The 22273-nt window shown below is 68.2% G+C and carries 25 protein-coding genes; 3 read left to right on the top strand and 22 right to left on the bottom strand.

Annotated features, from left to right (window positions below; all coding sequences use genetic code 11):
* Positions 1-4: 4 nt before the first annotated feature.
* Positions 5-382 (bottom strand): hypothetical protein, encoded by a 378-nt coding sequence (locus WNM05_RS02020; RefSeq protein ID WP_434632071.1) that lies wholly within the window; start codon positions 380-382, stop codon positions 5-7.
* On the opposite strand from WNM05_RS02020, the gene WNM05_RS02015 reads away from it, so the two are divergent.
* The gene (locus WNM05_RS02015) at positions 372-1400 is read left to right on the top strand and encodes a hypothetical protein (protein ID WP_434632070.1); all 1029 of its coding nucleotides are present in this window, start codon (positions 372-374) and stop codon (positions 1398-1400) included. The genes WNM05_RS02020 and WNM05_RS02015 overlap by 11 nt on opposite strands.
* Before the next feature lie 214 nt (positions 1401-1614).
* On the opposite strand, the gene WNM05_RS02010 is transcribed toward WNM05_RS02015, so the two are convergent.
* The 21 genes from WNM05_RS02010 to WNM05_RS01910 all read right to left on the bottom strand — a co-directional run bounded on the left by WNM05_RS02010 (position 1615) and on the right by WNM05_RS01910 (position 20318).
* Positions 1615-1908, bottom strand: a complete 294-nt coding sequence (locus WNM05_RS02010) for a hypothetical protein (protein ID WP_434632069.1) — start codon at positions 1906-1908, stop codon at positions 1615-1617.
* Positions 1909-1918: 10 nt separating this feature from the next.
* Positions 1919-3127 carry a hypothetical protein gene (locus tag WNM05_RS02005; protein ID WP_434632068.1) on the bottom strand — a complete coding sequence of 403 codons (1209 nt, stop codon included), beginning with the start codon at positions 3125-3127 and terminating at the stop codon, positions 1919-1921.
* Between the two features lie 9 nt (positions 3128-3136).
* Positions 3137-5077, bottom strand: a complete 1941-nt coding sequence (locus WNM05_RS02000) for a DUF4815 domain-containing protein (RefSeq protein ID WP_434632067.1) — start codon at positions 5075-5077, stop codon at positions 3137-3139.
* Between the two features lie 11 nt (positions 5078-5088).
* A complete protein-coding gene (locus WNM05_RS01995) occupies positions 5089-5571 on the bottom strand; it encodes a hypothetical protein (RefSeq protein WP_434632065.1) in 483 nt (160 codons plus the stop codon).
* A 13-nt stretch (positions 5572-5584) separates the two neighbouring features.
* A complete protein-coding gene (locus WNM05_RS01990; RefSeq protein WP_434632064.1) occupies positions 5585-6913 on the bottom strand; it encodes a phage tail protein in 1329 nt (442 codons plus the stop codon).
* Positions 6906-8186 (bottom strand): baseplate assembly protein, encoded by a 1281-nt coding sequence (locus tag WNM05_RS01985; protein ID WP_434632063.1) that lies wholly within the window; start codon positions 8184-8186, stop codon positions 6906-6908. The genes WNM05_RS01990 and WNM05_RS01985 overlap by 8 nt, the downstream gene beginning before the upstream one ends.
* A gap of 22 nt (positions 8187-8208) precedes the next feature.
* Complete coding sequence (locus WNM05_RS01980) at positions 8209-8601, bottom strand: GPW/gp25 family protein (protein WP_434632061.1); 393 nt, start codon at positions 8599-8601, stop codon at positions 8209-8211.
* 45 nt (positions 8602-8646) lie between these two features.
* The gene (locus tag WNM05_RS01975; protein ID WP_434632059.1) at positions 8647-9375 is read right to left on the bottom strand and encodes a phage tail protein I; all 729 of its coding nucleotides are present in this window, start codon (positions 9373-9375) and stop codon (positions 8647-8649) included.
* Positions 9376-9462: 87 nt separating this feature from the next.
* Complete coding sequence (locus WNM05_RS01970) at positions 9463-10053, bottom strand: hypothetical protein (protein ID WP_434632057.1); 591 nt, start codon at positions 10051-10053, stop codon at positions 9463-9465.
* Positions 10050-11909: a phage tail protein gene (locus tag WNM05_RS01965; RefSeq protein ID WP_434632055.1), complete on the bottom strand. Its 1860-nt coding sequence runs from the start codon at positions 11907-11909 to the stop codon at positions 10050-10052. The genes WNM05_RS01970 and WNM05_RS01965 overlap by 4 nt, the downstream gene beginning before the upstream one ends.
* Positions 11910-11950: 41 nt before the next feature.
* Positions 11951-12628 carry a phage baseplate assembly protein V gene (locus tag WNM05_RS01960; RefSeq protein WP_434632053.1) on the bottom strand — a complete coding sequence of 226 codons (678 nt, stop codon included), beginning with the start codon at positions 12626-12628 and terminating at the stop codon, positions 11951-11953.
* A complete protein-coding gene (locus WNM05_RS01955) occupies positions 12625-13671 on the bottom strand; it encodes a phage late control D family protein (protein ID WP_434632051.1) in 1047 nt (348 codons plus the stop codon). The genes WNM05_RS01960 and WNM05_RS01955 overlap by 4 nt, the downstream gene beginning before the upstream one ends.
* A complete protein-coding gene (locus WNM05_RS01950) occupies positions 13668-13883 on the bottom strand; it encodes a tail protein X (protein ID WP_434632049.1) in 216 nt (71 codons plus the stop codon). The genes WNM05_RS01955 and WNM05_RS01950 overlap by 4 nt, the downstream gene beginning before the upstream one ends.
* A 3-nt stretch (positions 13884-13886) precedes the next feature.
* Complete coding sequence (locus tag WNM05_RS01945; protein ID WP_434632047.1) at positions 13887-14801, bottom strand: phage tail protein; 915 nt, start codon at positions 14799-14801, stop codon at positions 13887-13889.
* A gap of 31 nt (positions 14802-14832) precedes the next feature.
* A complete protein-coding gene (locus WNM05_RS01940; RefSeq protein ID WP_434632045.1) occupies positions 14833-17025 on the bottom strand; it encodes a hypothetical protein in 2193 nt (730 codons plus the stop codon).
* A 108-nt stretch (positions 17026-17133) separates the two neighbouring features.
* A complete protein-coding gene (locus WNM05_RS01935) occupies positions 17134-17268 on the bottom strand; it encodes a hypothetical protein (protein ID WP_434632044.1) in 135 nt (44 codons plus the stop codon).
* Between the two features lie 19 nt (positions 17269-17287).
* Positions 17288-17542: a phage tail assembly protein gene (locus WNM05_RS01930; protein ID WP_434632043.1), complete on the bottom strand. Its 255-nt coding sequence runs from the start codon at positions 17540-17542 to the stop codon at positions 17288-17290.
* Between the two features lie 169 nt (positions 17543-17711).
* Positions 17712-18236: a phage major tail tube protein gene (locus tag WNM05_RS01925; protein WP_046159141.1), complete on the bottom strand. Its 525-nt coding sequence runs from the start codon at positions 18234-18236 to the stop codon at positions 17712-17714.
* A gap of 2 nt (positions 18237-18238) precedes the next feature.
* The gene (locus WNM05_RS01920; protein ID WP_434632040.1) at positions 18239-19666 is read right to left on the bottom strand and encodes a phage tail sheath subtilisin-like domain-containing protein; all 1428 of its coding nucleotides are present in this window, start codon (positions 19664-19666) and stop codon (positions 18239-18241) included.
* A gap of 2 nt (positions 19667-19668) precedes the next feature.
* On the bottom strand, positions 19669-19863 hold the full coding sequence (locus WNM05_RS01915) for a hypothetical protein (protein WP_434632038.1): 195 nt from the start codon (positions 19861-19863) through the stop codon (positions 19669-19671).
* Positions 19860-20318 carry a Gp37 family protein gene (locus WNM05_RS01910; protein WP_434632037.1) on the bottom strand — a complete coding sequence of 153 codons (459 nt, stop codon included), beginning with the start codon at positions 20316-20318 and terminating at the stop codon, positions 19860-19862. The genes WNM05_RS01915 and WNM05_RS01910 overlap by 4 nt, the downstream gene beginning before the upstream one ends.
* Positions 20319-20553: 235 nt before the next feature.
* Between WNM05_RS01910 and WNM05_RS01905 the strand changes: the two genes are divergently transcribed.
* Complete coding sequence (locus WNM05_RS01905; protein WP_434632035.1) at positions 20554-20874, top strand: Mor transcription activator family protein; 321 nt, start codon at positions 20554-20556, stop codon at positions 20872-20874.
* Between the two features lie 137 nt (positions 20875-21011).
* On the top strand, positions 21012-22166 hold the full coding sequence (locus tag WNM05_RS01900) for a branched-chain amino acid ABC transporter substrate-binding protein (RefSeq protein ID WP_434632033.1): 1155 nt from the start codon (positions 21012-21014) through the stop codon (positions 22164-22166).
* The last annotated feature ends 107 nt before the right edge of the window (positions 22167-22273 follow it).

Here is a 22273-nt window from a genome sequence, read left to right as displayed (position 1 = left end):
TTCCTTAGTTCATGTTCACCACATAGGCCTGGAATGGGAAGTTGCTGCTCCAGGTGTAATGACACAGGTTGTTGTAGGCCCGCACTCGGGGTGTCCAGGAGTTGGTGGTGGTAAAGGAATCGTCGCCAGTACCGGAACCGCCGGCCAAGGTGCGCATGTAGTTCGTATCATTGCCGCTGTTATTTTTCACCCGCAGCGTCATGCTCTTGCCGCTGATAAAGGCGGCCGTGAGATTGGACGGATTGTTGTTCATCATGCTGACCTGCGGATGGGACTGCAGCGCATCGAACACCGCCGAAGGCGCATTCTGGATCGCCGCCAAGGCGGTGGCGCTGGCCCAGATGGCCGCGCGAGCGGCAGCGGAGTTCAACATGATCGTCATTGCCGCCGCCGATGCCGCTACCGCGCCCATTGCGACCGGCGATGCCGTGATCGCATTCACCGCTGCCGACGACGCCATAGCCGTCATCGCAACCGAAGACGCCACCACGGCCGTCAGCGCTGCCGGCGATGACAACACTGCGGCCGTCGCCACAGGCATCGCCGCCACCGCAGTCATTGCAACCGAAGACGCCGCCACAGCAGCCAACGCTGCCGGCGCTGCCAATACTGCGGCCATCGCTGTCGACGAAGCCGCCACCGCCGTCATCGCAACTGATGAAGATGTCACGGCAGCCAATGCTGCCGGCGATGCCAACACAGCAGCCACCGCAGCCGACGATGCCGCCACCACAGCCATCGCCGTCGACGATGCAACCATTGCAGCCATTGCGGCTGGCGCTGCCAGCACTGCGGCCATAGCGGTCGACGATGCCGTCACCACAGCCATCCCTGCCGAAGATGCCAACACCGCGGCCATCCCCGCAGAAGATGCCGCCACCGCAGCCATCGCTGTCGCTGACGCCGCCACCACCGTCATCGCGGTCGGCGACGACACGACTGCCGCCCATGCGGCCGCATTCGCCAGTAGAGCGGTCACCGCCGTCGTCGACGCCGCCACCGCTACCATCGCAATCGGCGACGACACCACGCTCGTCCACGCCGACGCGTTCGTCAGCAAGGCGGCCATCCCGGTCGACGACGCCGCCATCGCCGCCATCGCGGTCGACGATACCATCACGACCGCCATCGCCGCCGGAGACGCGATCACGGCGATCATCGCCACCGCGCTGGCGGCCACCGCCTTCATCGCGGTGGCGTTGCCGACCAGCAGATTGGTGATCGGCGCATTGCCGACGATGGCGGTCATCGCCGGCGCGCTGCCGGCGACCGAGGCCATCGCCGTCGGACTGTCGGCGATGGCGGCCATGATGGCGGCGCTGGAGACGATGGACGGCATCACGCTGGTGGAAGCCAGCTGCTGCTCGAAGCGCGCGCGGTTCCCCGCCTGCTGCAGATAGCTTTCCAGAGCGGCGCCGTTGATGTCGCGCAGATAGTCTATGTCCTGCAGATCCAGCCCGCTGACCAGGCTGTGCGCCCTGAGCAGCGCAGACTGCATCACCAGATCGGTGGCGCCGGCGCTGCTAAGATCGGTCCCGAGCAACTGGCTCTTGATGCGCGCCAGGTATTGCGCGCGGTATTCCGGTAAATCTTTTGACATGGTTCCTCCGGGTTTTACAGGCCGGCACTGGCCAGCGCGGTCAGGATTTGCAGCTGGGCGTCGACGATGCGCTTCTGTTCGGTGAACTGGCCGGCCGCGGCGTCGATATCGCCGCGGGCGCGCTTGACGGCGGCCACCAGTTCCTGGACGGTGTCCAGGTTCAGGTCGTCGCTGGACAACAGCGCGTCCAGGCTGGCCATCTTCTGATCCAGCGTGGTGAAGGCGTCGCGTATCCGCAGCACGTCCTCGGCCAGACTGTTGCCGGGATTCGGCAAGGGCAGGCTCAGATGGGGAGTCTGGTTGTCCATCGCTCCTCCCTTACAGCACGATGACGCGCAGATTGCGCACGCGCGGCCGGGCGGCGCTGTTGCCGGACAGGCTCAACTTGACCCGCACCATCGCCTCGCTGATCGACGCCAGCTCGTGCGTCATTTCCATCCAGCCGTCGCCCAGCGGCTTGCTGCTCAGGTAGGCCACCGGCTGGAAGACGTCGCCGTCGTCGATGCCGGAGGCGGACGCCGTCACGCTGGCGCCGGCCGGAAGCAGCGCGTCGAACACCACCCGGACGCGGGCGTTGTTGCCGGCGGGAATCGCGCGGCTGACGTAGTCGGCGCTCTGCGAGATCTGGCCGCTGACCAGCTGGGTACCGGGGAAGAGCACCGGGGACGCGCTCTCGGTGCCGAGCAGCCGGGCCGTGACGCCGATCTGCCCGCTCAGCGGGGCCGGCAGGCGCACCGGCTGGCCGTCGGCGACCTGGACCGCGCTGCCGTCGGGCAGGCCCAGGCTGTACTCGACACGGGCGGCGGCGGACGGGCTGTCGGACAGGGACAGCAGCATCAGGTCGGTGGCGTTCCTCACGTCGACCTTGCCCAGATCGACGGTCCTGGCGGTCACCGCGTAGCTGGCGGCCAGCAGACGGAAGGCCATGTCGCGGTCCTGGTGCGCGGTCCAGCTGCTGGCGTTGCTGGACGACAGCAGCACGCCGACCTGGTAGGGCTGGCTGGTCACCCAACGGCTGGCGCTGTTGTCCCACTTGCCCAGTTCGGCGATGGCCAGCGCGGCGTCGGCGTCGTCGCACAGCACCACCAGCGCGTACTCGACGCTGCCCTGCAGATTCACCGGGGCGGCGAACTGGATGCGGGTGGGGCCGGTGAGGACGATGTCGGCCGGCTGCAGGTGGGCCTCGGCCAGCACCGAGCGGGACGGCACGCCGGTGGTGGTCTCGCGGATCTGCACCGCCACCGGGCTGGCGCCCTTGGCGGTGAACCACAGCTCGATGCCGCCCAGCTGGGTGTCGGCGTTCAGCGTGAAGGTCTGCGCCAGCGGATCGACCTGCCAGCGGGTTTCGGTGATGCGGGTGATCTGGCGGCGCAGCTCGGTCTGCAATTCGCCCTGGCCGACGAAGACGGCCTCGCCGCGGCTGCCGCCGGCGCCGACGAACTCGACGCGCTTGACGCCGGCCGGCACGCCGGGCGGGATGGTGAACTTGCCGGCGAGCAGGCCGGCGCTATTGGCATTGATGGGCATGGTTTCTCCTTACTGGGCGACGGGCGCGACGCTGATGCCGTCGAACTTGAGGCTGGACAGGGCTTCGTTGGGGTCGAAACCGGACAGGCTGAAGCGCACTTCGATGGACCGCAGCGTTTCGATGGGCTTGCGGCTGGTCGACAGCAACACGTCGGAGGTGGTCTGGCTGACGCTGGAGCGGTTGCCGCTGCCCACGGTCAGACGCTCGGTCAGCGGGCTGGCCCAGCTGGTCTGCAAATCGGTCCAGCGGTCCAGCGCCGGCGTCAGCGTCACCGCGGCCGGCAACGGGTCGAAGGCCAGATAGGGGTTGATTTTCATGCTGCCGGTGCGCATCGGCTGCTCCAGCACCGGCACCAGGCTGAAGGCCAGGCTGGTCCGGTCGGCGACGTCGCCGGGCATGCCGGCCGCGCTGGCGGCGATGGGCAGGGTCAGCTCGCCGCCGACGATGGCGGCGCCCTGGGCGATGCCGGCGTCGCGCATGCCGTCGGACAGGAAGGGATCGACGAACAGGCCCTTCTTCGCGCCGGCCTCGCGCAACTGGGCGTCGGCGGTCAGACGCTGCTGGGCGATCAGCTCGGCCATCCGGTCCAGCCGGCCTTGCAGCCCGGCCAGGTCCGACATCGGCACCACGCGGACGCCGTCGTTGCTGACGGCGCGGTCGCGGGTCCAGCTCTGGACGATGGAGGCCAGCGGCAGCAAGGACGCCGGCACCACCGGCGGCTGCGGATTCCAATCGGCGGCGACGCCCTTGACCCAGACCAGCTCGCCGTCGGCGCCTATGGCCAGGCGGTCGATGCGCGGCAGCTTCTGGCTGTAGCTGACCAGTACCAGCGTGCCGGCCACCGCGCCCTCAACGGTGAAGCCGGAGGCGTCGGATTGAGTGGGCTGCGCCGCGGCGATGAACTGGTAGCGGACCGTGTAGGTGCTGCCCGGCGCCGGCTCGTTGCCCGGCAGGCTCCAGTCCAGCTTGCCGGCGCTGAGCTTGTAATCGGCGCCGGCGGCGTAGACGGTGCCGCCCTGCTTCACTTCCAGCACCGAGATCACCGAGGTGTCCGGCAGCGGATCCTGGGCGCCGGTATAGCCGCCGTGGGTCAGCGTGGCGGTGACTTCCTTGGTGATGCGCACCTGGCTGATCACGGCGATGGGCGCGCGGTCGACATTGATGCGCTGGGCGCCGGCGGTGGCGCTGGTATGCGGCTCGCTGTCGATCTGCCGCAGATCGGCGGCGGCCGGATAGACCAGGCGCCTCGAGGTGTTCAGCTCCACGCCGTAGCCGTTGACGCGGGCGCGGCCCTCGCTGACGGTGTAGACCTGTTCGCCGCCGGGCAGGTCGGCGGCGGCGGCGACGGTCAGGCCGGACACCACGTAGGAGCCGCCGGCGCTGTCACGGTCGTAGCGCGCCAGCGCCTGGGTGACGCCGTCCAGCTGCGGCGGCGGTTCCTTCGCGCGCAGTACGCCGTTTTCCACCTGGTAGACCGGGAAGAACTCGCCCATCTGGCCGTCTCCGGCGAAGCCCCACACCGCCTCCACCTTCAGCCGCGCGGCGCCGGCCTCCTGGTAATTGCGCGCGCCGACGGCCGGATCGCGCAGACTGGGATCTTCCAGCTCGGTCACCACCGACTCCTGCAGATACAGGCCGATGGCGACCACGCCGACCACCGGCACCGTCAGCTGCTTCGGCGCCACGCCGCGCACCGCGCCCTTCAGATAGACGGCTCCGGCCTCGCAGACCGCCTGGCCGCTGTCGGCGTGGACGACGACGCGGGCGTCGCGGACCACGTTGCCGTCGCGGAATATCGCGTCGGCCACGCCCTGGATGCGGGCGGACAGATTGGACTGGACTTCATTGAACTCGGCTGATTGCACCGCATAGCTCGCCCGGAACAGGTGGGCGTCGAAATGCTTGGCCGGATCGAAACGGTTGTAGTAACCGTCTGGCATGTTGGACATGGCGGCAATCCTTACAGGGAGATGACGTGTTCGAAGGTTTCGCGGGTGGCCGGCGAACGATGGATGGGAGTGATGCGCTCCAGCGCGACCAGGATGCCGGGCGAGGCGATCTGGTCCGGCGTGAAGTAGCGCTGGCCGGCCGGCAGATCGGGCTGGGTCTTGGTGCCGGCGAAGACGGCGACTTCGCGTATCACCGAAGCCGGCGCGTCGCCGAACTCGAAGGCGATGCGCAGCAGCAGATGGCGCGTGGGCTCGGTGGACACGCGGTAATGGCCGGTGGGGACGACGATCTCGCCGGCCGGGTCCTCGGTGACGAAGCGCACCTCGGAGATCAGGCGGCGGCCTACTTCCGACACCAGCGCCGTGGCGTCTATCGGTTCGGGGACGGGCTTGTCGTCCCAGGCCGCCTGGCCGATGCCCCAGGCGAAATGCAGGGTCTGGGAAGCCAGCGCGGTGGCCAGCGCGGCGCGACCGCTATGGGTCAGGGTTGCCATAAGGGGGTTTTCCTCATGTGGTTAGGGTTTGATGGGTGAGTGAGAGGTCCCCGCGCCAGCGCCGGTCGTCCCAGCGGTCGCGCCAGCCGTAGTGGTCGGCACGCGGGCCGAGGCCGGCGGTGTCGCCGGTGTTCAGCCGGTACGCCAGGCGCCAACCGGTAGGCTCGGACAGCCGCCTGTCCGACCAGCGCAGGCCGCCGTCCATCCGGATCGAGCCGCGCCAGTCGGTCTTCCCGCCATGCAGCGAGTAGCGGACGATGCGCGAGCCCATCCGGTCCGTGTCGTCCGGCCGGACGGTGGCCTGGCCGTGCACGGCCACCTCGACGGACTCGATGACGAGACGCGCGCGGCCGGGATCGACATCGGACAATCGGTAGGCGGAATCGGACCAGATGAAGCGTCCGGACGCGGTTTCGGCCCAGCCGCCGAAGCGGGTGTTCGGCTCGCCCAGCCGCGTGTCGCCGGACAGCACCAGCGCGGCGCGGGCGATGCGCCGGTGCGGCGTCATCGGCAGCCAGCATCCCCAGGTCCTGTCGTCCCAGCGGCCGCTCCAGCCTGGGGATGGCGGGTTGCCGGCCAGGATGACCGGATCGCGCACCCCCTCGGGATTGCCGAGGCCTATCAGGCGACTGCGCATCACCGGGTGGTTGAGAACCGGCGCGTCGCCGAAATGGACGGTGCCGTAGCGCAGCACGTCCGGATACAGCGTGCGCGACGTATGCAGACGCAGCCGTCCCACGCCGGAGACGGTCTCCGGACGGGCCGCCGACAGCAGGCGCCGGCGACCGAAGCTCAGCTGCGCGCCGTCGCTCCACACGCCGGAGTCGTCGGACAGGAAGGCGTCCGACCAGCGGCTGCCGCTGGAGGCGCGCAGCAGGCGGCGGTCGTAGCCGCCGTAAAGCCGCGCCAAATGCGAGCGGGCCGGCGCGGCGAAACGAACCAGTTCCAGCACCGTCTGCAAGGCGTCGCCGGCCGCCGGCGCGTCGAGTTCCAGCTGGAATTCGGCCCAGCGGGTGGCTGGCGCGCTCCCATCCTCCACCTTGGCCGCATAACCGGCCCAGGACAGCGCCGTCTCGACCGCCCATGGAGAACCCTTGGCCCTGTGCCAGGCCACCGACTCCTTGATCGCCCGCCGTTTGGCCGCCTCGTCGGGCAGATAGGCCCACAGCGGGCCGACCACGTTGAACTGCTCGGCGAGCAGCGGCAGGATCTCGGCCGGCGCCTGGTCTATCAGGTAGATCAGCGCCGGCGACAGATCGAAAGCGGCGCTGCGCGCCGACAGCGCGTCGAAGGCCCGGCCGCGCGCATCGCCCGCCAGCGGCGGAACCAGCAGCTCAGGCATCGCTCACCACCTTCCCCAGCGTCACCTCGACCGCCGCGCAACGCGGCCACTGCGACGAGGACAGCACCCGCTTGTCGGCCGGCTCCAACACGCGCACGTCGTACAAGCCGTCGATGTCGTGCAAGGCCGTCTTGATCTGCGACGGAACGATATCGCCGCCCAGACGGCGGGCGAGGTTGGCCGCAAAGCCCTGGCAGCGCTCTTTCGCCACCCGGCAAACCAGGTCCGGGATGCGGGTGCTCAGCACGTCGATCTCCAGGCGGATCGCGTAATCGACGACCTCGGCCGGGAGCACTTCTATCCTGTCGTTGATCATCCTGGCCCTGTCGTCCGCCAGCGCCGTCTGGACACGCCGCACGGTCTCAGTCGACGGCGCGCCGTCGCGTCCCAGCACCACCACCTGCACCGTGCCGTCCGGGCGCGGCGAAATCACCCTGACGTCGACCGCGTCGGTGGCCGCCGTCATCGCCGCCAGCCGGTAGCGGTTGACCGAGCCCCAGGAGTAGGCCTCCGGCGCCAGCCGGATCCGTTGACGCAGATGCTCGTCGTCCTCGGCCTCCGCGCCGCCCCGGGGTTTCTCCGCTTCGCTCACCTCGACCTTGACGCCGGGATCGTCCAGCAACAGCTTGAGATCGCCGGCCTGCAGCAGGTTGCCGGCCTCGCCCGGCACGGTGGCCGCCACTTCGCAGACCAGCGCCTGCGGCTTGTCCTCCAACGTCACCGTCAGCGCGGAGGTGGTCTGGAACTGCACCGCGGCGTTGCCGGCGATGCGAGCGCCGGCGGGCAGGGGCACCTGCTTCGCGCCGCCGTCGGCATAGGCCGGGAAGGTCAGCGTCACCCGGGCCGTCGCCGCCTGGGCCGGCTGACGCGTCACGCCCACCAGCTCACCCAGGTAGTCCAGCATCGGCGCGCGGGCGAAGGCCACCAGGTTCTGCCGGCCGGCGTCGTTGAAGGCCGCGCGGGCCAGGCTCTCGCGGTAGGCGAACAGATCGATCAGCAATTGCTCCACCTGGCCCGGATACAGCTGCTTGCCGGCCATGTCCTGGTAGGTGGCGGCCATCTGGGCGGCGACGGTCTTGGGATCGTCGTCGATGAATTTGGGCAGGTCGGCGGCGGCGAGTCCGGGCTGGCGGTTGGCCAGCATTTCCGTCAGCAGCTGCTCCATCTGCTTCGGGTACTGCTGCTGGCCGCCCAGTTTCAGATAGGCGTCGGCCATGGCGCTGGCGGCGGCGGCCGGGTCGACCACGGGCAGATCGGGGAGATTCGGGCTCATCAGCGTGTCCTTGTCTATTGGCTTACAGCCTCAGTTCGGTTTCACGGATCACGCCGTCGGCCAGCTTCCATTGCGCGCACAGGTGCGCGCCGCCGTCGGCGTCGACGCTGAACAACACCCTCAGCAGCTGGATGCGCGGCTCGCCGTACAGCGGGTGGCTGATCGCCGCCACCGCTTCCCGCACCACGTGCGGCCGGGCGCGGTCCACCGGGTAGTCCAGGTAACGGAGCAGATCGCTGCCGAATTCGGGCCTCAGCGGATCGCTGCCCTTAGGCGTGCCCAGGATGATCCGCAGCGCCTGGTGGATGTCGTCCAGGTTTTCCACGATGTCGACGGTATTGGCGCCGGGCTTGCCGTCGCGCGGCTGCAGCGCAGGCTGCCAGTGCAGCGATGAGATGTCGGATAGATTTAGCATGTCGTCATGATCTCGAAACGCCGCGGGCGCGGCTTTGGAAGGGATTTAGGAAATCAGTTGAGGCTGCCGCGGATACAGCGTGACGGCCTCCCGGCATGGCAGGCCCATGCCCCAGCGCAGCGACGCCCCGCCGTCCAGCCGGCCGCGCTGCCACGGCAGGATGGCGACGGTTTCAGTGCCGTCGCAGGCCGCGCCCAGCCGCAGCGGCCCCTGCTGGCGCAGCTCGCGCCGCGCCTGCGGATAGACGGCGGCCACCTCGCCGCCGGCGGAAACGGCGGCGACGACGGGCAACCGCTCGCGCAGTTCCACCCGCAGATCCAGGCTCTCCAGCCTGGATCGGGCGTTGCGGTACTGATCCAGCATCTGCCGCAAGGCCCGATACGTCGCTTCATCCAGACCCCGGTCGGACAGATCGAGATCGACCTTGAAATGGAAGGGCCGGCCCTGGTACTCGAACCACTCGCTGATCCGGCCGTCCAGGCCCAGCGTGGCCAGCACCCGCTGCAGCGCCCAGCGCGTGCCCTTGTAGCGGTGCAGTTCTATCGCCTGCTTGATCAGATCGCGTCGCTGCGCCTCGCCGGCGGCCAGCTGCCAGCCCTCGTCGCCGGCCACATGCAGCTGTTCGGCCAGCAGCGGCAGCAGATCGGCCCCGATCTGGTCGACCAGGTAGACCAGGAAGGGCGCCAGATCGATGCGTTGCAGCCGCCGGCTCAGCTCGGCCAACGGCGACAGCCGCTTGTCGCCGGCCAGCACGTTTGGTGTGATGTCGGTCATCGGATAGCCTTGGGGAGGGCGCGCCGGCCGGAACGACCGGGCGTCGAAGAAAGGGACGCCGGCGGCGCGCGGCCGCCGGCCGGGGGATCAGGCGCCCCGGGAGAACAGCTTGAGCGAGGAACGCCAGAAGCCGCCGGCATTGGCCGCGCCGCCTGCCGGCGCGGCCAGCGCGTCCGGCGATTCGACCAGCTGCCGCAGCCTGGCCAGCGCCTCGTCGGCCGCCGCGCGGGCGGCGTCGGCGTCGGCCGCCTTGCGCACCGCCTCCTTGCCCGCCAGACGCAGCGCGCGGATCGCGTACAAGGCCTGATCGCAGACGGCGGCCTTGACCAGGATGCCGTCGGCGGCGTCCTTGCCGGACAGGCCCTTGGCGTCGGCCCAGGCCTTCACCATAGGCGGCGCGTCGCCCTTGCAGCCGCCGTCCTTGTAGGACTGGGCCTCGGCGGCCGCCTGCCGGTATTCCAGCGCGCGCAGCTCGCTGCCGACGTAAAGTTGGCCGGCAGCGTCGGCGTCGGCGGCGGCGTCGATTCGATCGCACATCTCCGCTCCCAGCCTCTCCCCTTCCTGTTTCGCCAGAGCGTCGTCGACAACCCAGGCCTCGCCATTCCAGGCATGCGATGCGGAGGGCCGCAACGGGCGCAGCTCGCCATCGTAGGACAACAAATCGGCTACGATTCTCATCGGATCACCTCCCAGGTCAGCACGGCATTGACGCAATTGGAGAAGCTGACGGCCAGGCCGGCGTCGTAATCGGCCTGCAGCATGTTCTTGTGTCCCATCCCCATCAGGTGCTCGTCGCCGTTGACGCCGTCGACATCGCCCAGCTGATGTTCCAGTTGCAGCACCTGCCACATCGACTTGCCGGCGGCGTGGTCGAACATGCCGGTGCAGACCGACGCCGTGGTATCGCCGACCACGTTGCTGGAGGTAATAATGACGGCGTTCCCCGGGGCCCAGCCCAGCGACACGCCGGTAAAGTAGGTATTCGCGCTCCGGTTCGGCGCCGCGTACCAGTAGCCGCTGCCGGCCCAGCCGCCGGAGCCGTGTCCGACGAAAGAGATGGCCGTCGCATGCGGCGTGACGATGCCGGTGGAGATGCGGCCGGTTTTGACAAAGGGGTCCAGCGGCAGATAGACCACGCCATTGCCGTTCATCGTCGCCGACCAGGCGTCCTGACCGCGGTTGATCACGCGCTGCACCGCCGGTGCGCTGCCGGCCGCGCCGGTGACGATGCGGGCCAGACAGATGTCCAGCGCCGTCGAAAAGAAACCGCCGCCGCCGGCCTGCGACGGACTGCCCTTCAACGAATCCGGCCGCACGTCGCTCAAGGTGCCGCGCTGCACGTACAGCGACAACGCGCCGCCTATGACTTGGCCGCGCAGATAATATTCGGCGCCGGCCTGCAATACCGGGCTGGTCCAGGCCGCGGTGACGAAGGTCCGCACCCGGCCGCTCTGCCCCGCCGCGACCTCCTGAGCCAAACTCAGCGTCACACCGGCCGGCACCGATACCGTGCCCCCCTGCCCGGCCACCGCTGCCGCAACCACCGCCACGCGGTTGCTGTCCGCCGTCGACACCACCGGCAGCGACAGCGACGACAACGGCAACGCCAGGTCGGCGCCCAGACCGAGATCGTCCACCGTTGCCGGATTGCTGCCGCCCACCACCTGCCCCCTGGCGTTGACGGTGACGCTGCGGTAGGTGCCGGCCGTCACGCCGGTGTTGCCAGCGATCTGCGTGAAGGCCAGCGCGGTCGTGCCCAGCGCGATGGGCGACGGCGTGGTCAGCTGCCACAGCGACCCGCCGTTGGCCACGCCCTGCTCCACCGCGACGAACAGGCCCGGCGTCACTTCCAGGCTGATGTTGGCGTCGGCGGCGCGCGCCCAGCTGCCGGTGCCGGCCACATAGATGCCGTTGTCGGCGCCGGCGGCCTGGTTCTTGACCAGCACCCGGTCGCCCAGCTGCAGCACCACGCCGTCCACCGTCTGCAGGCTAGCCAGCGCGATGGGGCCGGTGGTGGCGGCTTTGACCGACGGCTTGCCGTCCAGCTTGGCCAGTTCTTCGGCGATGCGCGCGTCGACGCTGCCGCGGGTGGCCAGCACCACGCTCGGGTCCACCATCAGCGTCACCGCCGCGGCGTTGGACACCTCCAGGATCATCCGCACGTAGAGCTGCTTGTTGGCGCCGTCGGCAAGCACCGGCTTGTAGCTTTCCGGAAACTTGCCCACGGCGAACAGCGCGCCGTCGGCGTCGAATACACCGACCTCGCGTATCGTGAAGCCGCCGACCTGGTCCGGGATCACCAGCTCGGCGATGATCCAGTTGGGATTGGCCGGGTCGGTGGACAGGTGGTTGAGCCCGGCTCGCCAGGCCTCGCTTTTCAGCGCGGTCTGGCTCTCGCTGGGCGTGTAGTAGGCGCCGTTGTCGCCCTCGCCCACCGCCATCTGGCTGAGCTTCAGCGGCGCGCCGCCGCTGGCGGCCGCAGCCAGCTTGGCCTTGCCGACGGCGGTGAGCAGGGTGAAGAAATTGTTGTTCATCGTGGTCTCCAATCAAACTGCGAATAAGATGGCACCGCGGCTCAGAGCGGCGGGCTGGTCGGGCCGTGCGCGCCCATGTGGTTATGGCCGACCAGGCTCTTGCCGCTGGCGGTGACGTCGCCGCTGACGCTGACATTGCCGCTCACCGTGGCGCCGCCGCCGCCGGACACCGCCAGGCCGCCCTTGCCTGTGATCGCGCCCTGCACCGTCAAGGTGCCGCTGATCTCGGTGGCCGGCGCGTCGATGCTGACCTTGCTGCCGGCCTTGACGGTGACGGTCTGGCCGCCGTCTATCGTGATGCTGGCGGCTGCCTTGATCAGCACGTCGGCCTGGGTGTCCACCACCACGTGCTTGACCCCGCCGTTGACGGTCAGCTGGTTCTGCTGCCGGTCGTACTCCAGTACCGCGCCGTCGGCGAAGCGGCGCTGCCACTTGTCTTGGCTCGCCACCGGCACCGCGTCGGCCTCGGAGTAGATGGCGCCCAGCACCACGCCGTCCTCGCCGCGGGCGTCCATCAGCACCGCCACCTGCTCGCCGATGTCCGGCAACCAGTAGTCCTTGTCCTTCAGGCTCTTGCGGCTGAGCACCGGCAACCAGGCGGTCAGCAGCTGGCCCAGCTCCGGCAGCCGCACCCGCACCCGCTGGGTGGCGGCGTCCTGTTCGGCCACGCTGCCGAATTTCAGCGTGGCCAGCGCGTCGGGCAGGGAAACGTCGTTCATTTCTTCTCCTTGGCCGCGGCCGGCGCCGCGCGCTTCAATTCCAGCTCGCAGATATAGCCCTCCTGCCGCGACAGCCGATGGCGGGCCTGCTCGATCAGATAGCGGCCGGACAGCTTGCCGAAGCCGGACAGCTCGACATTGCGGCCGGCGGCCAGCTGCGGCGAGCCGTCCACGGTGACGCTCATCTCGGTGCGCGCCAGCTGGCGACGCTCCATCTCGGCCTTGGCCTGCAACTCCGCCTGCTCGCGCCCGCCCGACTTGCGGGTGAGCTTGACCACGTCGGCGCTGCTTGCCTTGCCGCCGGGCGCGCGCGCATCGGCCCCCGCCCGCGCCGTCTGCAGCTTGCGCTTGTGCGGATCGTGGTAGCTGACCTCCACCGCGCTGGGCACCCGGGACAACTGGTCGCGCGCGCGCCAGGCGATCAGATCGGCCGGCGTGAACTGCCGCACGCTGGCCGACGCCACCAGCTCGGCGCGCTTCCAGAACACCAGCTTGCGGTTGTTGTCCATCACCTTGCAGACGTAGCCGTAGTGGCCGGACACCCGCTGCAGGAATTGCAGGTCGGTTTCGTGGTACTGGGTCAGGCGATCGATCGCGACGTCATCGATCTTGCCCTCCAGCTTCATGCCATGGCGCTTGGCGATCCGTTGCGCCAGCGCCTGCAGCGTCAGCTTGTCGTAGGCGCGGCCCTCCGGCGTGCGCAGCGGATGCTGGACGCCGGTGGCCAGCGCGCGGATGTGGACCACCGACGGCGGCGCGCTGTAATCGACCTCGTCCACGTCGAAGCTGCCCAGCGCCACCAGCGCGGCGCCGCGGTAGCCCAGCTTGAAGTCCAGCGTCGCGCCCTTGTCCGGATACCAGCCGTTCAGCCAGCGGCCGTCGCCGTCTTCCAGCTCCACCTCCAGCTCGTCCGACTCGCCGGACAGGTGGTCGGTGTAGCTGATGTTGAGCGCGTACTGGGCGATGTCGGCGGTGATGGACTTGCCGTTGTAGCTGAGCTCGAAGGCCGGCGCCGCCACGTCCTGGATGCGGCTGTCGCTCATGAGCGCCTCCACGGCGGCAGCTCGTCCAGCGCGACCTCGTCGCGCGCCTCCAACAGCGGGATGGCCAGCTGGGTGCCGGCCGGCAGCGTCTCGCTGATCGGCGCCTGCGGATTGGTGGCGATCAGCATCACCATCTGGCCGACGTCGCCGTAATAGCGCCAGGCGATCTGGTCCCAGCGCTCGCCCTCCTGGCAGATATGCTTGAGAAACATGGTTCACTCCAGAATGCGGCGCAGCACCGCTTTGGCGGCCAACTTCGCCATTTCGATATCGCGGGCCGGCCAGTTTTTGTCGATGTCGCGGACCGTCGCCTCCGCCTTGCCCAGCTTGTCGGCGACGTTGTCCAGCGTGCAGCCCTGCATCGTCTCGGCCAGCGCGCCAAGCTGGCGGCCCATGGCCTGAAACTGCGGGATCAAGGGCTTAATGCTCTCAGCCAGCCGCGAATACGGCTGGATGAACTGGTTCAGTCGCTCCACGCCCTGGGCGATGCCGGGCACCGCCGCCTGCACGTCGCCCAGCACGCCGGGCACCCGGCCCAGCGCCGACAGCGGATCGCGCCGCGCCAAGTCCTTCAGCTCGCGCACATCGTTGACCACCTGGCGCGCCTTGACCGCCATGGTCTTGGCCTGCGACAGCGCCTTGCCGAGGCCGGACAGATCCGGCTTGAAGCCGGCGCCGGCCAGCGCTTGCTGCAGCTTGGCCTGCGGCAGGCCGCTGACGCTTCCCAACAGGCCGGGCTTCGGCGACGGCGCCGCCTGGCCGCGGAATTCGCGCAACGACAGCTGCGCCTCCACCGCCAGCAGACTGCCGTTGCGGTCGCTCTGGCGGCCGGTGCTGGTCAATTCGGTGATCACGAAATGCCCCTTGTGATCGCCATTGCCCAGCACCAGCGCCAGCGCCTGGTGCGTCTGGCGGGCGGCATGCAGCCGCTGCAGCTCGGCATCCGGCTGGCAATAGGCGGCATGCAGCACCAGATCGATGCGGACTTCATCCAGCCGATCGCCGACGAACTGCAGCACCGGCTTGCCGCCTATCCGCGCGTGCTCGGCGTAATCGCTGCCGCCGCGCTGCTCCAGGCCGTCGAAATAGCTGATCAGGTCGAACTCGATATCACCCAGTACCGCGTACATCGTTTGCTCCTTTCTTCATCGATGCGTCTCCTCAAGCCCGCGCCGCGTAGCTGCGCCGCTGCCGGTCGGCCTCGTAGCGCTTCATCATTCGCTCGAACTCGGCGAAGGACAGCTGCATCGCCTGCTGGACCTGCTGCTTGACGCCGGAGGACGGGGCGCCGTTGACGGTGATCTGCGGCGAGAAGGTGATGTTGAACACGGTGGCCGGACCGGCGGCCTTGGCCGCGGTCTTGCCGGCCGCCTGCCGGATGCGCTGCAGCTGTTCCGTCTGCCTGGCCTGCTCGCCGGAGCCGACGGCTGCGGCTTTCGCCAAGGAAACCGGTTTCGGCGTCGGCTTCGTCGCCGACTTGGCGGTCGCGACCGGCTTGGGCGCGGATACCGGCTTAGGCGGCGCGGCGCGGCGTCCCCACCAGGCGCCGGCCTTCTCGCCCAGCCACTCCCCGCCCTTCTGTCCCAACCAGCTGCCGGCCTGCTGGCCGATCAGGGTGCCGACCGGTCCCAGCAGGCTGCCCAGCGCCGCGCCGGCCGCGCCGCCGGCCACCGAACCGGCGGCTCCGCCCAGCGCCTTGCCATAGGCAGCCGACTTGGCCTGCGCGCCCAGCTTCGATTGCCGGATCGCCGCCAGATCCATGCCCAGGCTGAGTACGTCGCCGGCGGCGCCCGCCTTGTGCAAGGCGCCCTTCAACAGACCGCGCGCGCCGCCCAGGGTCTTGCCGACGGAACGGACCGCGCGCGCCTGTTTCAGCGCCGCGCCGGGCTTGGCCGACGATCGCGCGGCGGCGGTCTTCTTCGCGGCGGCCTTCTTCCCTTTCGCGTCGCCGGACGACTTGCCGTCTTTCTCGTCGCCGTCGTCCTTCAGGAAACCCGCGCCCGCCGCCAGCAATTTCTTCACGACGCCGCCCTTGGCGTTCCGGTAGCCCTTCAGCGCGGCGCCGGTCTTGCCCAGGTATTTCGACGCCGTCTCGCTGTACTCCTTACCCTTGTCCAACAGCTCCAGCGCCCGGTCGGCGTCCGGCAGACGGTCGCCCAGCATCGGGTTCAGCTTGGCGCGCGCCTTCTCGTACAGCTTGCGGCCGATATCGGTGCGCAGGGCCTTGGCCGCGCCGCCGCTCAATTTCCCGCCGAGCTCGCTGCCGCGCTTGAGCCTGTCGGTGGCCTTGATCGCCTTGTCCAGCCAGGCGCCGGGCTTGGCCGGCTTCCGCTTGGCTCCGGCGACGGCCTTGCCGGGCCTGGACTTGGCCGCCGGCTTCGCGGCCTTCTTCTTCGCCGCGGCGACCGTCTTGCCCGGCCTGGACTTCGCCGCCGGCTTCGCGGCCTTCTTCTTCGCCGCGGCGACCGCCTTGCCCGGCCTGGACTTCGCCGCCGGCTTCGCGGCCTTCTTCTTCGCCGCGGCAACCGCCTTGCCCGGCCTGGACTTCGCCGCCGGCTTCGCGGCCTTCTTCTTCGCCGCGGCAACCGCCTTGCCCGGCCTGGACTTCGCCGCCGGCTTCGCGGCCTTCTTCTTCGTCGCGGCGACTGCCTTGCCCGGCCTGGACTTCGCCGCCGGCTTCGCGGCCTTCTTCTTCGTCGCGGCAACCGCCTTGCCCGGCCTGGACTTCGCCGCCGGCTTCGCGGTCTTCTTCTTCGCCGCGGCGAGCGCCTTGCCGGGTTTGGACTTGCTGGCCGCTTTGGCCGGCTTCTTCTTCGCTTTCGCGACGGCAGCGCCCCGCTTGGCCGAGGTGGCAGTGTCGCGCTTACCGCTGTTGCGCTCGCCGCCCTTGCCGCCGCGCCTGGGCGGCCGCTTCCTGTCGGCGGACGGCCTGTCCCGCCTGGCCTTGTCGTGTTCGCGCCGCTGCCTATCCACCTTTTCCTCCACCAGGCGGATGACGGCGCTGAGCCGAACCGAGGTCAGTATCTCGATCCGGCGGGTCTGTTGCAGGTTCAGGGTGGCTTTCAACGCCTGGCCGCGGCGCAGGCTGGCCTGCCACGCCTCATGCTGGCGGGTCAGCCGTCCCAGCGTGGACTCCAACCGGCGGTGCTGGCTGTCCAGTCGCGCCAGGTCCAGGCCGGCATAGGCCCGGCGGGTGCGTTCGACGTTGCCGGCCAGGTCCTTCTGCGCGTCGGACAGGCGCAGGCTGCACTTGCGCAAATCGTCCATTGCCGCGCGGGCCGAGCGGAAGGCGTTGTCGAACACCCCGGACAGCGTCGCGCCCACCTTAAGGCCGATGAAAAACTCGCTTACCATGGTGATTGCCTGTGTTTGGGGGATGAAAAGGGCGATCGGCCCCGTCCCGGCGGGCGGGAGGCGGCCGATCAGGAAAAGATTCGGGCTGGAGGCGGCCGGGCGGCCGCCCTAGATGGCGTCCAGCAATTGCTGCTGACGCTCGCCGCGGCGCTGGATCTCGCGTTCGGCGACCTCGCACCAGAACCAGTAATCGTCCATCGCCAGCGCGTCGATCTCCGACGGCGGCAGGCCCAGCGCCGTCAACAGGACTTCGTCGAACGACTTAAGCGTCGTCGGATCCGCCGACCATTTCGCGAAAGCTGTCGGCCAGCGCGCGGCTGTCGGCGATGTCCAGCTGATCGATGTCTTCCAGCGTCAGGCCGGTCATGCGGGCGAACAGGAAGTCCTCCTGGTCGGCGTCGTCCTGGCTGTGGTGACTGGCGGCCTTCAGGTCGGCGCGCTTCAGACGCGACACTTCCAGCACTTCGATGCGCTGACCGGCGGCATTGGTGAACGGGTATTGCAGCTTGATCTGCATGATGGCTCCTTGAAGCGGGTTGTGATGCCGTCATTTTCCGGCTGCGGGCATCGGGGGTATGCGAAAGCGCTTTAGCGATTCGCTTTAAAAACGGCCGGCGAGGTCGGGAGGCGCCCTTCCCGCCGGCCGCGCCCGGCTCCCGCGGGCCAAGCCCGCGGATGCGCCGGGATCAGCCGCCGATGTTCTGGCGATACAGCTCCAGCATGTCGCTGCCGCCTACGCGGAAGATGTTGGCCATGTAGTCCAGCTCCAGGATGTCCTCGCCGTCCACCACCTGCTTGACATAGGTGGCGGTGAAGGCGGAGCTGAAGTCGGCGTTCTCATGCTGCTTGAAGGTGCCCAGCGGGTTCTTCTTGAACATCACGGTCAGGAAGGTGACCAGGCTGACCTGCTGCAGACGGCCTTGCGAACCGTAGGTCTCGATGCTGGAACGGGCCTGCAGCTGCACCGCCTGGAACGGGTTGGCGATGATCTTGGCCACGTCCTTGTACAACGAGTTCCACTTGATCTCGCCTTCCAGCTTCTCGAAACCGGCCGGCAGCTCGATCTTGCCTACCATGCCCAGCGCCTTGTGCTCCTGCATGATGGCGGACACGTCGGGCAGCTTGATCTCCTCGGCGCGGCCCAGCAGCGAGTTGCCGTTGATGTAGATGTTGGCGTTGGTGATGCGGTTGATTTCAATCTTGCCGGCCATGATTAATTGCCTCCTTTCAGGCTGAGCAGGTATTCCGAGGTGATCTCGGTTTCAAAGGTCAGGCGTTCCAGCGGCGGGGCCACCGTGTACTTGTAGCTGATCAGCAGATGGCCGGCGGACAGCTCGGTCTGCGGATTGCGCGCCGGGTCGAACCAGGCCTTGAAGCCCAGCAGCGCGCCGTCGCCGATCAGCTTGCGGCCGTAGCCGTTCACCGATTCCACCAGCGCGTCGATGGTGGCCTGGTTCAGCGGCATGTCGATGAACTGCTGGCTGAAGTAGCGGATGGACTCGTTGATCACGTCTCCGGTGCGGCGCACGTTCTCGAAGTTGCGCATGTGGCTGACGGTCGGCCAAGCCGCGGTGCGGTTGCCCCACAGCCGGAAGCCGGAACCGTAGCTGTTGAACACGGTGGTGATGCCGCTGGCGTTCAGCTGGTTCACTTCGCAGTTCGGGTCGTCGATCATCGCGGTCAGCTGGCGCTCGACGCCGACCACGCCGGCCAGCTCCTGGTTGGAGCTGGACCACCAGAAGCCCTTGTCGTTGTCCACCTTGGCGCGCAGACCGGCGGCGCGGGACGACAGCGGCTCGTAGCGCAGGCCGCCGTTGCCGTCGGCCACCATCACGTTCGGATAGCACAGGCGGACGCGGTCGCTGGAGGTGTTGAAATTGATCGTGCCTGCCGGGCCACGGCCGGCCAGAACATCGGCGAAAGCGGTGCCGATCGGCGCGTCGACATAGGCGATGGCATCCAGCTTGTCGGCCATGGCCGCCATTTCCGCGGCCACGGTGTTCTGGGTGCAGAAGCCCGGAGCGATCAACAGCTTGGAGAAGAAGCCGAACTTGTTATAGGTGTCCTGCAACGCCTTGATGCCGGTGCGGTTGCCCGCTGCGTTGACGGCGCCGATGATGTCGGCGGCGGTCACCTTGGACGGATCGGCGTAGTCGTAGCTGACCTTCAGGCCGGCGCCGATGGCGATGGCGCCGGTCTTCAGACGGGTGATCTTGCCGTAGACGGCATCCAGCGCGTAGTCCTGGCCGGCGACGTAAGCCGTATTGCCGTCCGCGCTCTTGACCACCACATTGGCCACCGCCGGGTTCTTCAGGCGGACGAAGTCGGTGAGCGGATCCAGTGCCGCGGTTTCGGCCGCCACCGAGCTCTTGTGCACGGCCGGATCCAGCACGTTGATCACCACCACGGTGCCGGCGCCGTGATCGTAGATCGCGGTCAGCGCCTGCGGAATGGTGAAGCCGGGCAACTGCGGGCCGAAGGCCGCCGCGTCCTTTTCCGACAGGGTCAGCGTCGTCGCGTTGACCGCGCCGGCCGGCGCGGTGCCGATCAGGCCGATCACCGCCGACTTGACGGTGCGCACCGGACGCGGGCCGCGCTCGACTTCGATCGTTTCAACGCCATGCAGATAGTTTGCCGCCATGCTTACTCTCCTTGTTCAGCGGTATGGGAAGGGACTGCCTCGGCGACGGGCTGCGCATTCAGATAGCCCAGCGCCACCAGGGTGCGGGTGTAGCTGTGTTCTTCCGGCATCTCCACTTCCTTGCCGGGAAACAGCATGATTTCCTGGCCGTCGCCCAGGGTGACGCCGCTGATCGGACCGGAATACAGATACTTCATGGTTGCTCCTCGTATGAGACTGCGTTAAGCACGATCAAAGGTTCCGGGTCGGCCGCCGTCACCTGCAGGGTGTCGGTGGCCAAGGCGATCGCGTAGCGCGCCACGCCGTCGCGGTAACCCAGGAAGGTTTCCGACAGCAGCCATGCCGGCTGGCAATCCGGAACGGCGAAGCCCAGGCAGGCCTGCCGTATCGCATCCAGCGCGTCGCAATCCCCCAGGCCGGCGTCGCGCTGATTCAACAGCACCGTGATCGCCAGTTGCAGCGTGCGCACCTGGCCATAGCCGTCCCGCAATGGACCGAACTGGCTGCCGCGCAGACAGAGCAGCGCCGCGCCCCGCGGATGCGCCAGCGGATAATCGTCTTCGGCGCCGGCGTAATACTCGACGGTCAGTTGCGGCACCGCGCCGCGCAGACGCGCCAATAGCGCGCCGACAATCTGGGAAGTGCTTGCCACGACGAAACTCCAAGCAAGGGGGAGAAAAGAGACACGCGGAAACCGCGCCCGGACCGCCGGCCAGCGAAAGCGCTTGCCGGACGAGGCGGAGAATGCAGGATTGGACGATGGGGATTCTTGTAGCCGCTATTACTAAATGCGGTACTGACATCGCGCTGACAGCGGTCATCCGGCCCGCGCGGAAGGGAAATGGAACAATGCCATTCATCGGAACAACATCGACGCGGGAGCGCGCATGCAGGCTCAACTTCGCAGCAAGGGACCGGAATTGCTGGCCGACCTGGCCGACCACATCACGGCGGCGTTGCAGCAGCTGGCCAATACCGAAAGCCGGCAGGCGGAAAAGATCGCCCACGAGATCACCCGCCGCATGGCCCAGCATTGGGGTGGGCAGAACGTCTATTTCCCGCTGGACAGAAGCAGCAAATCGGCCGAACGCGACCGCCAGATCCTGGCGGAATTCAATGGCGCCAACCATGCTTCGCTGGCGCAGAAGCACGGCATTTCGGTGCAGTGGGTGTACAAGATCATCAAGAACGCGCGCAAGGTCGTTTAACCATCCGGCAACGCTCTCCCGCGGCAGATCCTGCCGCCGCGCCGATTGACAAAAGCATGATCGGCCGACACAGTAAGCTCACGCCGTCACACCGGCGCAATATCAAAATAAACAAAGAGCATCAGGAGAGATTCATCATGAAAACCCGACACAGTCTGCTGCTGTGCACCTTGGTGGCGGGCGTCGCCGCCTGTAACAAGCCCGCCAGCCAGGCGACGCAACAGGAGCAGGCCGCCACAGGCTCGACAGTGGTCAAGATCGGCACCGCCAATCCGCTGACCGGCCCCTTCGCCCACTGGGGGCGCGACGCCGACAACGGCGTCAAGCTGGCGGTGCAGGAAGCCAACGCCGAAAAACTGGTGCTGGACGGCAAGCCGGTCACCTTCGAGGTGGTATCGGAAGACGACCAGGCCGACCCCAAGGTCGCCACCCAGGTCGCCCAGCGCATGGTGGATGCCAAGGTGGCCGGCATCGTCGGCCATCTGACCTCCGGCGCCGCCATCCCCGCCTCCCGCATCTACGCCGACGCCGGCATCCCGATGATTTCCGGCTCGGTCACCAGCCCGTCCTTCACCCAGCAGGGCTACCGCAACACCTACCGGCTGATCGCCAACGACGTGCAGCAGGGCCAGGCGCTGGCCAAGTACGCGGTGGAGAAGCTGGGCGCCAAGCGCGTGGCGGTCATCGACGACCGCACCACCTACGGCCAGGGTCTGGCCGACGATTTCGCCAAATCGGCCGAGCAGGCCGGCGCCAAGGTGGTCAAACGCGAGTTCACCACCAACACCGCCACCGACTTCATGGCGGTGCTCACCTCGGTCAAGGGGGAAAAGCCCGATCTGCTGTTCTACGGCGGCATGGACGCCCAGGCCGGCCCTATGGTCAAGCAGATGGCCAAGCTCGGCATCAAGGCCGCCTTCATGGGCGCCGACGGCGTCAACACGCCGGAATTCGCCAAGCTGGGCGGAGACAGCTCCGAAGGCAGCTACGCATCCAGCGCCGGCGCGCCGAAAGAGAAGCTGCCCGGCTACGCCGAGTTCAGCCAGAAGTACAAACAGCAGTTCCAGTCCGACATCCAGGCCTATGCGCCGTATACCTACGATGCCGCCAAGGTGCTGATCGCCGCGATGAAGCGCGCCGGCTCGGCCGAACCGGCCAAGTATCTGCCGGAAATCGCCAAGACCGACTACCAGGGCGTCACCGGTCCGGTGAAGTTCGACGCCAAGGGCGACATCCAGAACGCCACCGTCTCGCTTTACCGGTTGAAGCAAGGCAAGTGGGTCGGCCTGTAAGCCTCAAGGACGTCCGGAAACGACAAAGCCCCGCCGGATACCCGGCGGGGCTTGTGTTTGGGGCGCGGCGCGGCCCACCAATGCACAAAGCCCAGCTCGTCTGAGCT

The sequence above is a fragment of the Chromobacterium sp. CV08 genome (genome assembly GCF_051129845.1).
Lineage (GTDB): Bacteria > Pseudomonadota > Gammaproteobacteria > Burkholderiales > Chromobacteriaceae > Chromobacterium.
The sequence above is the reverse complement of the archived record's forward strand: the minus strand, read 5'-3'. Positions and strand labels throughout refer to the sequence as shown.

What these genes read in the sequence shown, in the direction of transcription:
- WNM05_RS01950 (WP_434632049.1), bottom strand. Translation starts at nt 13,883, where the DNA reads ATGTTTCTCAAGCATATCTGCCAGGAGGGCGAGCGCTGGGACCAGATC.
- WNM05_RS01930 (WP_434632043.1), bottom strand. Translation starts at nt 17,542, where the DNA reads ATGCAGATCAAGCTGCAATACCCGTTCACCAATGCCGCCGGTCAGCGC.
- WNM05_RS02000 (WP_434632067.1), bottom strand. Translation starts at nt 5,077, where the DNA reads ATGTCCAACATGCCAGACGGTTACTACAACCGTTTCGATCCGGCCAAG.
- WNM05_RS02020 (WP_434632071.1), bottom strand. Translation starts at nt 382, where the DNA reads ATGACGATCATGTTGAACTCCGCTGCCGCTCGCGCGGCCATCTGGGCC.
- WNM05_RS01925 (WP_046159141.1), bottom strand. Translation starts at nt 18,236, where the DNA reads ATGGCCGGCAAGATTGAAATCAACCGCATCACCAACGCCAACATCTAC.
- WNM05_RS01965 (WP_434632055.1), bottom strand. Translation starts at nt 11,909, where the DNA reads ATGAACAACAATTTCTTCACCCTGCTCACCGCCGTCGGCAAGGCCAAG.
- WNM05_RS01960 (WP_434632053.1), bottom strand. Translation starts at nt 12,628, where the DNA reads ATGAACGACGTTTCCCTGCCCGACGCGCTGGCCACGCTGAAATTCGGC.
- WNM05_RS02015 (WP_434632070.1), top strand. Translation starts at nt 372, where the DNA reads ATGATCGTCATTGCCGCCGCCGATGCCGCTACCGCGCCCATTGCGACC.
- WNM05_RS01900 (WP_434632033.1), top strand. Translation starts at nt 21,012, where the DNA reads ATGAAAACCCGACACAGTCTGCTGCTGTGCACCTTGGTGGCGGGCGTC.
- WNM05_RS01985 (WP_434632063.1), bottom strand. Translation starts at nt 8,186, where the DNA reads ATGAGCCCGAATCTCCCCGATCTGCCCGTGGTCGACCCGGCCGCCGCC.
- WNM05_RS01975 (WP_434632059.1), bottom strand. Translation starts at nt 9,375, where the DNA reads ATGACCGACATCACACCAAACGTGCTGGCCGGCGACAAGCGGCTGTCG.
- WNM05_RS02005 (WP_434632068.1), bottom strand. Translation starts at nt 3,127, where the DNA reads ATGCCCATCAATGCCAATAGCGCCGGCCTGCTCGCCGGCAAGTTCACC.
- WNM05_RS01995 (WP_434632065.1), bottom strand. Translation starts at nt 5,571, where the DNA reads ATGGCAACCCTGACCCATAGCGGTCGCGCCGCGCTGGCCACCGCGCTG.
- WNM05_RS01955 (WP_434632051.1), bottom strand. Translation starts at nt 13,671, where the DNA reads ATGAGCGACAGCCGCATCCAGGACGTGGCGGCGCCGGCCTTCGAGCTC.
- WNM05_RS01915 (WP_434632038.1), bottom strand. Translation starts at nt 19,863, where the DNA reads ATGAAGTATCTGTATTCCGGTCCGATCAGCGGCGTCACCCTGGGCGAC.
- WNM05_RS02010 (WP_434632069.1), bottom strand. Translation starts at nt 1,908, where the DNA reads ATGGACAACCAGACTCCCCATCTGAGCCTGCCCTTGCCGAATCCCGGC.
- WNM05_RS01990 (WP_434632064.1), bottom strand. Translation starts at nt 6,913, where the DNA reads ATGCCTGAGCTGCTGGTTCCGCCGCTGGCGGGCGATGCGCGCGGCCGG.
- WNM05_RS01905 (WP_434632035.1), top strand. Translation starts at nt 20,554, where the DNA reads ATGCAGGCTCAACTTCGCAGCAAGGGACCGGAATTGCTGGCCGACCTG.
- WNM05_RS01920 (WP_434632040.1), bottom strand. Translation starts at nt 19,666, where the DNA reads ATGGCGGCAAACTATCTGCATGGCGTTGAAACGATCGAAGTCGAGCGC.
- WNM05_RS01940 (WP_434632045.1), bottom strand. Translation starts at nt 17,025, where the DNA reads ATGGTAAGCGAGTTTTTCATCGGCCTTAAGGTGGGCGCGACGCTGTCC.
- WNM05_RS01980 (WP_434632061.1), bottom strand. Translation starts at nt 8,601, where the DNA reads ATGCTAAATCTATCCGACATCTCATCGCTGCACTGGCAGCCTGCGCTG.
- WNM05_RS01970 (WP_434632057.1), bottom strand. Translation starts at nt 10,053, where the DNA reads ATGAGAATCGTAGCCGATTTGTTGTCCTACGATGGCGAGCTGCGCCCG.
- WNM05_RS01945 (WP_434632047.1), bottom strand. Translation starts at nt 14,801, where the DNA reads ATGTACGCGGTACTGGGTGATATCGAGTTCGACCTGATCAGCTATTTC.